This is a genomic window from Paenibacillus sp. sgz302115, from assembly GCF_056120445.1.
The window spans coordinates 251,377-263,707 of sequence record NZ_JBVYOK010000008.1 but is presented as its reverse complement, the minus strand read 5'-3'; the positions used below and the strand labels follow the sequence as shown (position 1 = coordinate 263,707).

The following is a 12,331-nucleotide window of genomic DNA, read 5'->3' as shown; positions in this document are numbered from 1 at the left end:
TTCCTCCATGGTTACAAAAAAATTCGTATGCTTGATAAAGAAAATGCCGTCCGTTTTCCAGTACGTTGTTGTTTTCGGTAACAAAGGATCAAACTTAGCCATAGTATCCACCCTTTTCATAATGATTATATTGTCTGCTTAACCGAATCTTTTGATGATTCTGTCGTAAGCACGATCTCCAAAGACTGTTTTCATAAATACCATCGGTTTCGCCATAAAACCAACCAGGTAGCGCGTTTTTGGTTTTTTTACGGTTACCGCTTTGCCGATGGTGCGTGCAATCAGCTCCGGTTTTGATAATTGATTACCTGTATAATTTTTGATCATCCCTTCTGCCGCTTTGTTGGCAGTCTGAGCATACGGTCCTTTTGCCGATACCTTTTTCAGATTTTCCGCGGCAATGATTCCCCAGTCTGTTTTAATTCCGCCCGGCTCCACAACAATGACATCAATGCCAAACGGTTCCAATTCCAGTCGGAGGCAATCCGAAAGACCTTCTACTGCAAATTTGGTTGCATGATACCATCCGCCAAAATTGGTCCAAATCTTACCACCCATTGAGGAGACATTAACAATTTTGCCGAATTTGTTCTTTCGCATGCTTGGCACCACAAGCTGTATCAGTCTTGCCAGTCCAAACACATTCACTTCCATCTGCCGCCGGGCCTCTTCCATAGGAATATCCTCGACCGCTCCATACGAGCCATACCCTGCGTTATTAACCAGGATGTCTATTCTTCCTTCCTTTATAAGGATCTCATTGACGGCCTGAATCATGGATTCGTCATTGGTGACATCCAAGGAAATGGGACGAATGCCTTTTGTCGCAATATCCTGCATTTTGTCGATGCGCCGCGCAGCTGCATAAACCGTAAAACCTTTATTTTTCAGCTCAATGGCCGCCTCCTTACCGATTCCCGATGATGCACCTGTAATTAATACAACTTTTTGACTCATGGATAAAACCTCCGTATTTTCGTATTTGATTCTGAGTCAATTATAAGTGACTCAGAATCAATTGTCAACCAACAACTCCTTTAGATATTCAACATCCTGTGGAAAAAATTGAAGGTGTCTTTCTCCTATAGAAAAAGAGACTGGCTTACCCATATCAATTGGGATTAAGCCAGCCTCTATATGCAGGTGTTCACGTTCGAAAGCGATTATTTCACGTTCGCTTCCCAGTAGTCACCGACCAGACCTTCCAATATACTGCCGCCAGCCCAAGGCATTAGACAGAACCATGTGCTGGCCGGGGAGCCATCGCTGTAAACCTCCGTTACCAGCCCCTCGGAGTGGCAAAATCTCTCAGACATCCAGCCCTTTTTGCCATAGCCAAATTCCTTATCAAAACGGTTATAGGTCTGGCACCCCCAACGGGCCGTATCCAGCATCCGCTGCCGGACGTAATCATCCTCCCGCTGCTGCACGAAGTAATACAGCTCATCTACAAGATTGCTCGACATTGGATGGATATGCGGATTGGCGACAGATGTGACGCTTCCCCCGCAGCTGGACCAGCCGATGGTGCTGAGCGGCGGCACCTTAACCGGTGAATTGTAGGCGAATTTGAAGGTGAACTCATAGTCGATTGCATCCCTCATGTGATTGAGATACATCTCATCACCAGTGAGGGCATGCAGGAATCTGACAGCCTTAATGTATGCCAGAATCCCTTCCGAATCCACCGCCTTATCCGCATCAAGCGGAGCCCCGTAACACTCCATGCGCTTCACATAGGACTCATAATAATGCTTCTCGCTGCGTTTAAGGCTGTCCAGATGGACTCTGTCTCCAGTAAGGAAGCTGTAGTATGCCATGGCGGCCATGCACCATGCTCCGCTAAAGGAATCATATTCAAGCCCGGCACCCGTGTTCCCGGACAGGATGGCCGGATATTCATCATCCGAGTTTTTGCTGTTCTCCAATACGAGGAGGACCTTCTTCACAAATACCATCCAATCCTCATGGTGACAGTTTTTGATCCGCTTTTCAAATTCATAGGCTTTCATAATATAAAATAAAGCCTGCGCGCACAGATAGGCAGAATGTCCAGGTGTGCGCATCCCGTCAAACCACCAGCCTTTATTGCTCCATTGCCCGTCCTGATACGCCTCATAAGGCAGCCCCGATGCAGGATTTAAAGAGTTTTCGATAATATTCCGGATGCAGGAAAGCGCCTGTTCGCGCATAGGCTCGTCACCAAGCCGCAGGGCAGCCATCAGAACCGGAGTTGCCACAGGTAATCCATCGGTCCAGCTAATTGAGATAATTTTGTTATACCGGTAGCCGCCCGTTTCCTTATCCTCGTAGACAAAGGTGGAATAACTGCGTTCCTCGGGGAGCCATGCATATTGGTAGATAGCCTTTGACAAATCGCTTGCAGCAGTTCGAATATCGCTGCCCTGTCTTGGATGCTGATGATAGCGGTAATAGATTTCTTCAACCGCAGCATTGATGCCCAGCTCGGATTCAGCAGCGTATTCATATAAATCCAAAGTGAACTCCACAGACTCTGAGGCTGCCAGTTCAAAGCAATTCTCGCCAAGAGGTGCCCTTTCCTTGACCAGTCGCGACTTGATAAACAGCAGGGGAGCGTTCTCATACCCAAGCGTATATCCGACCGTTCCTTTGGCAAGCGAGCAGGAATAGCCGCCATACTGGTAGAATTCACCCGCCAAGTCCTGCTCCCACTGGGATTTGATCCCATCCTTGCTTATGAAGTATGGACTGGCGCAAAGGCCATATATTTTGCCGTTGTCATATACAAGTGCCGCTGGATGTGACAAGCGGTCGCTTCGCACCATCCACCAAGGAGAAGAAGGACGTACAGGATTTCCTTCTCTCAATCTGGGGAACTCATTAGGAACATTCTGTGGAGCCTCCCCGCGGTTTCGGCCATACATAAATGCCGGCAGAAAAAAACGCGGGTTAACTTTGGCAAACGGCAGCTCCACATGAATGACTCCCGACCACATTGTGCTGCTCAGATTTCTTACCCTTACCATTGCCTGAAAGGGCTGCTTGGCACTGCCGTCCCCGCCTGTGATCTCTACAGACGCGCTTAGTCCATGTCTATGCAAGCCTGCATATTCAGTATCCTCTTGATTTTTGCTTCTTGCAGTTACAATCAGCTCCATGATAATATCCTCCAGTCTGCTTTAAAACGCCTTCAATCCTCATCCCGCATGCCAGGATAATGACATTTTAAAGTAGCTCCAGAGAATAATCCTTGCAGATTTCGCTATATTTATTGCGCGAACAGATCCGAAAGTGACACTAGTTTTTGATAATTTCTGTGGGGTTCATGCCGATTATTTTTTTGAACAGCGTACTGAAATAGGGTATATTCTTGTAGCCGACCTGCTCAGCCACTTCATACACCAGCATATTCCGCTCCATGAGTAATTCCCGCGCCTTCTCAATCCGTACCCGGGTCAGGTAGTTATTGAAGGTCTCTCCGGTAAAATTTTTGAAAATAATCGAAAGATGGTTCCGCGAAATGAACACCTTATCTGATAGCTCTGCAAGCGTAAGCTCCTCAGCATAATGCTCATGAATATAGCTGGTCATGAAATCGACAATCTGTCTATGCTTGCTGCTCCCTTTCCACTGCCTGCTGCTGCAAATTCTTGTAATCTTGTCGATCAGCCAGTTTTCCAGTTGGTCCGGCCCGCTCAAGCTGCTAATCTCCTTGGCAATTTGGTCATGCGCGAACAGGTTATCCAGTACAAGTCCGGATTCATAAAGCGAATAGGTTATAATTCCCCATAGCTCGCTCCCGAGCATTTGTACGGCTCCTTGTGAAACTCCGTCTTGCTTCTTCATTTCCGTTATAAAATCAATAACAAGCTGGTGGGCCTCGGATTCCTGCGATGCCTTCATCGCAGTGGCCAGCTTATATGAGAATTTGACCGGGAAAAGGGTGGCTCTTCCCTGATCGCTGCTGCTATTCTCCTGATATCTGTACACCTCAAAAGCCGGAGCAATCCGTAATGCTCTTTGATCCATTGCCCGGAAGGCCTCCTCTGTGGAGTCAGAAATCCTGGTCCATGTATCCTTAACACCGCCGATTCCTATTCGTGTCACCAGCTTAAGATAGCACCCGATACTGTCAATCAGCCCAATCCCTAACTCCTCCAGCTTCTTATCCAGCTCATCCGGGTGCACGGCATCCGGGTGAATGATTAATAACGCCCTGGTGCTGTGAAGCTCTGTGTATTCCACATCCGGAAATAGCTTACACGCGACTTCACATGCGATATTGCTAACCGCAAACCGGAACAGATTCCAATCAGATAAGGATAAGCAACTGGCCCGTTCATCACGGATCAGCTCAATGCCGACCGTAACATGCTTACGTTCCAGCCAATAATGATAAGCCGGCGGAAGGTGAGTGTTGTCTTTGTAAGCATGGTCTAAGGTACCGACGGCTGCAGAGCGAACCCACTCTTTTTCAACAAAGGGCTCATACAGCTTCATCTTAAGCTCACTTTCCTCCTGCCTGATTCGTTTCTCTTCCTCCTCCTCCAGCTCCCCGATGACTTTGCTTAAGATTGACTTTAGCGTCGGCACACTGATCGGCTTGGAGACATAGTCGCTCACCTGAAACCGGAGTGCCTGTCTTGCATGTTCAAAGTCCGAATAACCGCTCAGAATGATGATTTTGCCTTGAAAACCTTCTTTCCTGAGCTGCTCCATCATATCCAGTCCGCTCATCACGGGCATGTACAGATCAGTGATCACGATGTCCGGCTGGGCAACGCGAATCATCTCCAGTCCATCCTCTCCGTTCAAAGCCTCCCCAACCCATTCAGCTCCCAGCTCATCCCAGGGAATCACCCGCTTCATCCCCTTCAGGACTTGCCGCTCATCATCAATGATTGCAATTTTCCACATTATCCCTACCTCCTAAAACTCTGTAAGCACCGAAGCGCGACGGTTTCTGCCATACGGCAGTGGAAGCGTTTACTATACTGAAACTGTCACCCGAGCGTTAGTCCTTTTTGGCAGGAGGTTCTGTCAGCAGAGGCAGCATAATTTCCACCCTTGTTCCGCCCTCTTCCCGTTCGCTCAGCGTAATTCCGTAGCACTCTCCGAAATACCCGGCGATTCTCTCTCTCACATTACGTATACCGTAACCACCCGTATGACGTTTATGAGGGCTGTCTTCAAGCTGCTTCAGTCCAGATCCGTTATCCTCAATGGTAATGTGCAGAACATCGCCTGTTTGCTCCAGCAGAATAGACACATAACCGCTGCGTTGCTTGTTGAATCCATGAACCATGGAATTCTCCACGAACGGCTGTAGCGTAAGCTTCGGAATGTATAATGTCATTAACTCGTCTGCCGCCTCAATCCGATACTCAAGTCCGTCTCCCCAGCGCAGCTGCTGGATTTCAAGATAGCACTCTATATGCAGCAGTTCATCTGCAATCGTGATAAAGCTGTTGCCGTTAGACAAGCCGATCCGAAACATCCGTCCCATCAGCTCCAGAATGCGGCTAAGCTCATCCTGCCCGGCCTCAATCGCCATCCAGTTCAGTTGATCCAGCATATTATAAAGAAAATGGGGATTGATGTTAGCCTGAAGCGCCTCAATTTCTGCTTTCCGCTGCTGCTCATAACGCCGCTCCAGCGAGAGATACAGCTCCTCAATCCGTTCCTTCTGCTTGCGGTAACCCGAGAACAAATAACCGAATTCATTCTCATAATCCACCGGAAGCTCTACATTGTCGCCGCCTACGGAGTACACGCGCATAGCGGTTACAAGTTTTTTGATCGGCTTGGTAAACTGCTTACTCAAAAAATCGGTCAGGAGCAATACCAGCAGCACTGCAGCGATACCAATCAGACCGATCCACTCTGCGAGCTTCAGACTGCTGGCCGTGATCTGATTCCAGGACGTGAATTCGATCAGCGTCCAGATTGAGTTATCCATCCTGGAATAGACGAGTAAGGTATCGCGGGAGCCGGTTGTTGCCGGAATATGGACGTATCCCGATTTATTGCTTTTAAGATCAATCCACTGGGACCAGTCGTTCTGATCGAGCGTATCGCCAATCTTCATAATCTGCTGCCCTTCGGTATCCGCCATGATCCGGTTCGATCCGTCGGAATTACCGGTTAACAGCTTCCTGATCTCGTTAGCCTTGATGTGGACGACAAGAACACCGAGATAGTCATTCTCATTTACTATTTTTCTGGAAAAGCTAAGCACAGGAATTTCACCTTGAGCGCTGGAGAAATTGTACTCTTTGGACCAGCAGAAATCACTCTTTACCAGACATTTTGACCATTCCTGCTTATTTAAATCCCCTAGCTTACGGAACTGAATATAGTTTTGCCGTTCACTTAGAATGGGATTATCCATATAAAGGTCAATCCCTTGGATCATCGGAATAGCATAGGTCAAATTCGCAAGTGCGCTTTCCACACCTGCACGTCTGCGGTACCTTTCGAATTCATCCTGCCTGTTCAGAAGAAAATTAATCAGTTCGGTGTCGCGGGAGCTGGACAGTGAAATCTGCTCAATCATGACCAGACGGGTCGTAATTTCATTATTCAATTCATCCAGCAGCAGCTGCTGATAATGGGATGTGGTCTTCACAAGCGCTTTGGAAGAATTGCTGTAGCTTGTCCATGCGGTAACCACGATAACCGTAATAAGCACTATGGCAAAGCTATGGAAAAACAGACGGTCGATTCTATATTTTTTAAAAGGATTGGTCAAGGCTCCACCTGCCTCCTTCAGTTCCGGTTCAGACGCAATAAACGGTAAAGCTGCGAAAGTTATTCGACGCTTTACCGTTAGCAGACGGATGTTTTTTTTACATCTTATCCTTTTATCCCTGTTGTTGCAATTCCTTCAACGAAGTATTTCTGCAGGAACATGAAGACGATTGTAGCCGGAACAATAGACACCAGCGACATAGCCAGCAGTTGTCCCCACTCTGCTGCAGATTGAGAGTCGTTGATCATACGAAGCGCCAGACCCACAGTATACTTGTCTACCGTATTGATGTACAGGAGATGCCCCAGGAAATCATCCCAGTTCCACAAGAAGCAGAAAATTGTGACGGTAACGATCGCGGGAAAGGCAAGAGGCATAACCACTCTCCAGAAAATACCGAACCAGGAGCATCCGTCAATTTTGGCCGATTCATCAAGCTCTCTTGGAACACCGCGGATAAATTGAATCAGCAGGAAGACGAAGAAGCTGCCGCCTGCTCCGCCAGCAAGCAGATGGGGAATAATAAACGGCAGATAGGTATTGACCCAGCCCAGCTGATAAAACAGAGCGTATTGAGGGATAATCAGCACCTGTCCCGGCATCATCAGCGTCAGCATCAGGATGGAGAACCAGAAATTTTTCAGCGGAAAATCCAGTCTGGCGAACCCGAAAGCAACCAGAGTGCAGGATAGAAGCGTTGCAATAATTACAGCGATTTCAAGTCCAAAGGTATTGAGATAAAAATCCGTAAACGTATGTCCGGGAACCGAAGTCCACCCTTTGGTAAAGTTGCTCCATTGCGGAGAAGACGGGAAGATAGACGGTGAACTAAGCTCGGTAGGGTGCTTCAATGAAGCTCCGACCCACCAGATAATCGGATAAACCATGATAAGGCTGAAGAGAATCATGAACAGATGACGAAAGGCCGGCTTCCATTTTGTTGTTGTCATTTACGTTTTCTCCCTCCAGTGTCTGTTTCATAGAATACCCAATACTTTGAGGTATAAGAGATCAGGATTGTCGCTGCAACGATGGCGATCAGCATTATCCAGGCCAGTGCCGAAGCATATCCCAGCTCATAACGGCTGAATGCCCGTTCGTACAAATACATTGCATACACATAAGTAGAGTTCATTGGTCCACCGTTCGTAATTACAAAAGCAGAGGTGAACATCTGGAAGGCGCCTATGACCGCCATGATTAAGTTGAAGTACAGTATTGGTGAAAGCATCGGCAGGGTGATTTTGAAGAATTGAGTCACTTTATTGGCTCCGTCAACCGAGGATGCCTCATACAGGTCATTAGGAATTTGCTTCAGCCCCGCCAGGAAGATCACCATAGTAGAACCGAATTGCCAGACTGTCAGCAGAATCAGCGTGCCAAGCGCCGTGTCGGGACTTGTAATCCAGCCTTTTCCTTCAAAGCCAAAGGCACCGATCAGCTTGTTAAAAATCCCATCCACACCGAAGATGTTCCGCCAGAGCAGCGAGACTCCGATACTGCCTCCAATAAGCGAGGGAAAATAAATTGCCGTGCGGTAAGCGCTTATTCCTTTGACCGCCTTGCTGAGAATCATTGCGACAAAAAGCGCCGCTGCAAGCTTCAAAGGCACCGAAGCCAGCACATACGTAAAAGTCACTTTCGCGGATTGAATGAATTTCGGATCGGCTGTAAAGATCCGCTCGTAATTGCGGGTCCCGATCCACTTCATCGGCTGCATCAAAGTGTAGTCGGTAAACGAATAATAAAGTGATAGGAATAATGGATACGCCGTAAGCGCTAGAAACCCGATCAGCCAGGGTGAAATAAACAAATAGCCTGCAAGCGGAGCGTTCCATCTGCTTCGGAAGTATGAGCTTTTTTTCGTCTTTGCAGCAGAAGGGGCTATAGTGGTGGCTGTGGAACGGTTCATCTGTGGTCACCTCTTGTGGTCAATTTTTATACTTTAAGTATATAATCCGCTCACTCCCCGCTAAATGAGAGGAATGCTCGAATTCTTTCAAAATATAACGACAAAAAGAAGCGGCATTCACCGCTTCCCACATTAACGATTTAATATTTTATCGTATTATTCTTCACATGCACTAGGATTTTACAATGATAAGCTTATTATGTATACCTTATGACACTTTAGGAGGTAATATAATGAGCAAGTACGACGAGGCCATGAAGCTGCTGGAAGAACAAGTGGGTAACAAGGACGGCCTGATCTCTCTGTCCACCATCGCGCTGGAACCGGGAGCCAATGGCAAAAGCCGTCCCGCCGCCCGCATTGTGGACGCCTATTATGAGGACGGCGCGTTCTACACTGTCACTAACGCGACCTCAGGCAAGATGCAGCAGATCGCCCAAAACCCCGAAGTCGCCGTTTGTATCATCGTCGAGAACTTTACGGCCGATGGTATCGGTGAAAACCTGGGCTGGGTATGTGACGAGAAAAATGCGGAGATGATGACAAAGCTGCGCACAATATTCGCCGAGTGGTATTACGAAGCCAATAACGACGAAGACCCTAACACATGCCTGCTGCGCATTCGCCTGATAAAGGGCCTGTGGAATGACGCCCATAAAGGGATCAGAAATGAGATTGATTTTGTCAATAAGACGGCAAATTAAGATTACTTATGAAACGGTATTTATGAAAATTGCACGCCCTTGAAAATAGGATTAGTATGAAATAGCATACTATCGTGCAGATTGTTTACCAAAGGAGAGATTTAGGATGCATCATACAAAAGACAACAGTCACGGATTCGGGCATGGCAAAGTGCTGGGAACCACATCAATGGGTGAGAGAGGACCTGAGGTAGATAAAAAAGAATGAGCGAATTCTTTAAATTGATGAAGGATGTCCGGTTCAGAAGAACCATGCGGATGATTTTTAAGTTCACCTGGGGTTTCTGGTGGCTGGGCACGCAAAAGTATTTTATTTCGAGACGGCGCTTGGAAGCGAAAACAAAAGCTTTATATCAAAAACAGGCAGCATATTTTACGAAGACCGCAATGGATATGGGCGGATTAATTATCAAGCTTGGTCAGCATGTTAGTGCGCAAGTGGATATTTTGCCGAAGGAAATCATTGATGAATTGTCAAAGCTGCAGGATTCCGTAGCGTCCGTAGATTTTTCCGAGATCAAACATAAGGTAGAGAGTGAACTTGGAGCATCCATTAACGAAATTTTTGCCGAGTTTAGTGCTACTCCTATCGCAGCGGCTTCCTTAGGACAGGTACATCGGGCGACATTACGAACAGGTGAAGAAGTCGCAGTGAAAGTGATGCGGCCCGGGGTCGAAGATATTATTGAAATTGATGCGAAATCCATCCAAATTGCTATTTCGTTATTAAAGCGCCAGACGAAAATTGCAGCCTTCATGGACCTCGATGCCGTGTATGATGAGTTTTACGAAACCGTTATGGACGAGCTTGATTATCAAAAAGAGGGACGAAATGCCGAAGAATTTCAGATGCAGTTTATCCATCGGGAGGATATCGTTGTTCCAGGCATTCATTGGTCCTATACCACGTCAAAAGTGTTAACCATGGAGTTTTTGGAAGGTGTAAAAATCAACGATTTTGCCCAGCTTGATGCCTGGGGTGTGGACCGGACCAAACTAGCGAAGTCATTGATGGAAATATTTATTGAACAGATTCTGGTGGAAGGCTTCTTTCATGCAGACCCGCACCCGGGAAATGTTCTCGTGCAGCCTGACGGCACCATAGCATTAATCGATTTTGGAATGGTCGGACGAATTGCCGAGGATATGAAGACGCAAATGGTAGCACTTTTAATGGCGGTGTATTTAAAAGATGCTCACGGCGCGATCGAGGCCTTGAACCATTTGAGATTTTTAAGACGGAATACAGATTTAGAGGTATTTTCAAGGAATCTTACGTTATTATTTGAACAAATCAACGGTGACACGTTTGACTTGAGTTTTGTGACGTCAGGTGACAATGCTGAAGAGTTACGTCAATTCCTCTATTCTCAGCCCTTTCAGCTACCCGCAAACACAACATTTTTGGGAAAAGCAGTGGGCACGATATATGGACTTTGTTTAGGACTGGACCCTGAGCTTGATTTGATTGGGACCGCTAAGCCTTATATCCAAGAGGTTGTGCTTGACGATCTGCGGGGAAGTGTCTTTTCCACCTTTATTGATGAAGGCAAGAATCTTCTAAAAGGAATCCTTCCTACGACCAAGAAGTTCATTTCTGCAGTCGATAAAATGGATAGCGGAAATTTACGGGTAAAGCTATCGAGTTCCTTTGAGAAAAAATTGATCGATACGCAAAATAAGAATACAGGGCGGATCATTGCCACAATTATTGGAGCGGTATTTTTTCTGACTGCCGCAAACATGTGGAACGAAGTAAATCATGTGGTTTCTTATGTGCTGGGCACTCTGGGGCTGCTCATTATGCTCGGCCAACTCAAAACGCGAGAAAGCCGCCGTGAAGCAAGACATGCAAGGCAGATGCAGGCTATGCGTGAACAGAGTAGATTAGAAAAGCCGAAGTTTAGATCGCGTAAATAACGGGCACAGAGAAGGAGGGGGCGGTATGCCCCCTTCTTCTTCCTATGACTGCATCCGTTATGTTCTATACTTCATCAATACAAATTTTGGTATAATGAGTTGCAAGCGAAGAACATTCATATCTTTCAAGGAGGTGGTTGTATGATTGAAAGCGACATTAGTGATATTCCCCCGATGATCAAGCCAAAAATGAAAAGGAGATGCTTTTATGAGTTACAACCCCGAAATTCCAAGAAGCCGATATGATAACTATGGTGACCGTGAATGGACGCGCCTTGAAAAAGATGGGCATGGTGAACTTTTATATCAGGTACATCTTGATATTTTGAAGCGTTATCTCAAACTAACCGATAACGTGTTGGAGATTGGTGCGGGTTCAGGAAGATATACTAAGGATATTGTTGCAATGTGTGCGGAATTGACCGTTGCCGATATCTCTAGTCATCAAATTGAATTCAATCAGTCCAAAATGCGCGAGCTCTCACTGATTGACAGCATAAAGGCCTACCATGTTTTAGATGTTCTTGATATGAGTGTTTTTGAGGATTCATCTTTCGATTGCGTGGTCTGTATAGGCGGTGTAATCAATTATCTTTTGGACAAAGAGAAGGCGGGCATACAAGAACTTCTAAGAGTATTAAAGCCGGAGGGCATATTGATTGTAGGGTCTATGAGTTTCATTGGCGCTTCACTTTATTATCTTGAAGGCATACGGTATGAAAAGGACCAATTCGGGCTTGAAGCTACAAGGTGGCTTTTGGATACAGGGATTCAAGACGAAGAGCATTATCCAGTGGAAAGTAAGCATTACGTCCATATGATGAGAAGCACCGAAATGGATGCTTTGTTTGCTCAGTTTCCTGTAAAAGTTCAAGAGAGAAGCTCCGCCGGTCTCTTTACGCAAGCCGGAGATTCTGCTCTAGAAAATGCCCGCAACGACAAAGAATTATGGAAGCTAATTGTCGAAAAAGAAATTGCGTTTACCAAACTACAGGGCACTCTTGATTGTGGAATGAACCTCATCTACGTTGTGCAAAAGTTGTAATTTGCTCTACTTGAACT

The 12,331-nt window shown here is 46.4% G+C and carries 9 protein-coding genes; 3 read left to right on the top strand and 6 right to left on the bottom strand.

Going from position 1 to position 12,331, the window contains the following annotated elements:
- Window positions 1-138: 138 nt before the first annotated feature.
- The 6 genes from AC0LWN_RS17595 to AC0LWN_RS17570 form a co-directional block, all read right to left on the bottom strand.
- Window positions 139-957: an oxidoreductase gene (locus AC0LWN_RS17595; protein ID WP_474667476.1), complete on the bottom strand. Its 819-nt coding sequence runs from the start codon at window positions 955-957 to the stop codon at window positions 139-141.
- Between the two features lie 206 nt (window positions 958-1,163).
- Entirely contained in the window at window positions 1,164-3,140 is a 1,977-nt protein-coding gene (locus AC0LWN_RS17590; RefSeq protein WP_474667474.1) for a hypothetical protein, read from the bottom strand.
- Window positions 3,141-3,279: 139 nt separating this feature from the next.
- Window positions 3,280-4,899: a response regulator transcription factor gene (locus AC0LWN_RS17585; protein WP_474667472.1), complete on the bottom strand. Its 1,620-nt coding sequence runs from the start codon at window positions 4,897-4,899 to the stop codon at window positions 3,280-3,282.
- 97 nt (window positions 4,900-4,996) lie between these two features.
- Window positions 4,997-6,733: a sensor histidine kinase gene (locus AC0LWN_RS17580; RefSeq protein WP_474667470.1), complete on the bottom strand. Its 1,737-nt coding sequence runs from the start codon at window positions 6,731-6,733 to the stop codon at window positions 4,997-4,999.
- A gap of 104 nt (window positions 6,734-6,837) precedes the next feature.
- Window positions 6,838-7,683, bottom strand: coding sequence for a carbohydrate ABC transporter permease (locus AC0LWN_RS17575; protein WP_458963460.1), 846 nt, complete (start codon window positions 7,681-7,683; stop codon window positions 6,838-6,840).
- Window positions 7,680-8,645, bottom strand: a complete 966-nt coding sequence (locus tag AC0LWN_RS17570; protein ID WP_458963461.1) for a carbohydrate ABC transporter permease — start codon at window positions 8,643-8,645, stop codon at window positions 7,680-7,682. The genes AC0LWN_RS17575 and AC0LWN_RS17570 overlap by 4 nt, the downstream gene beginning before the upstream one ends.
- Window positions 8,646-8,878: 233 nt before the next feature.
- Here AC0LWN_RS17570 and AC0LWN_RS17565 point away from each other — a divergent pair, with 233 nt between their 5' ends.
- The 3 genes from AC0LWN_RS17565 (at window position 8,879) to AC0LWN_RS17555 (ending at window position 12,314) form a co-directional block, all read left to right on the top strand.
- The gene (locus AC0LWN_RS17565; protein ID WP_458963462.1) at window positions 8,879-9,349 is read left to right on the top strand and encodes a pyridoxamine 5'-phosphate oxidase family protein; all 471 of its coding nucleotides are present in this window, start codon (window positions 8,879-8,881) and stop codon (window positions 9,347-9,349) included.
- A gap of 204 nt (window positions 9,350-9,553) precedes the next feature.
- Entirely contained in the window at window positions 9,554-11,269 is a 1,716-nt protein-coding gene (locus tag AC0LWN_RS17560) for an ABC1 kinase family protein (RefSeq protein WP_474667468.1), read from the top strand.
- A 208-nt stretch (window positions 11,270-11,477) separates the two neighbouring features.
- Window positions 11,478-12,314 carry a class I SAM-dependent methyltransferase gene (locus tag AC0LWN_RS17555; RefSeq protein WP_474667466.1) on the top strand — a complete coding sequence of 279 codons (837 nt, stop codon included), beginning with the start codon at window positions 11,478-11,480 and terminating at the stop codon, window positions 12,312-12,314.
- Window positions 12,315-12,331: the final 17 nt, after the last annotated feature.

Bases quoted from the DNA above. Each gene is read 5' to 3' on its own strand.
- AC0LWN_RS17595 (WP_474667476.1), bottom strand. From the start codon at position 957: ATGAGTCAAAAAGTTGTATTAATTACAGGTGCATCATCGGGAATCGGT.
- AC0LWN_RS17590 (WP_474667474.1), bottom strand. From the start codon at position 3,140: ATGGAGCTGATTGTAACTGCAAGAAGCAAAAATCAAGAGGATACTGAA.
- AC0LWN_RS17585 (WP_474667472.1), bottom strand. From the start codon at position 4,899: ATGTGGAAAATTGCAATCATTGATGATGAGCGGCAAGTCCTGAAGGGG.
- AC0LWN_RS17575 (WP_458963460.1), bottom strand. From the start codon at position 7,683: ATGACAACAACAAAATGGAAGCCGGCCTTTCGTCATCTGTTCATGATT.
- AC0LWN_RS17570 (WP_458963461.1), bottom strand. From the start codon at position 8,645: ATGAACCGTTCCACAGCCACCACTATAGCCCCTTCTGCTGCAAAGACG.
- AC0LWN_RS17565 (WP_458963462.1), top strand. From the start codon at position 8,879: ATGAGCAAGTACGACGAGGCCATGAAGCTGCTGGAAGAACAAGTGGGT.
- AC0LWN_RS17560 (WP_474667468.1), top strand. From the start codon at position 9,554: ATGAGCGAATTCTTTAAATTGATGAAGGATGTCCGGTTCAGAAGAACC.
- AC0LWN_RS17555 (WP_474667466.1), top strand. From the start codon at position 11,478: ATGAGTTACAACCCCGAAATTCCAAGAAGCCGATATGATAACTATGGT.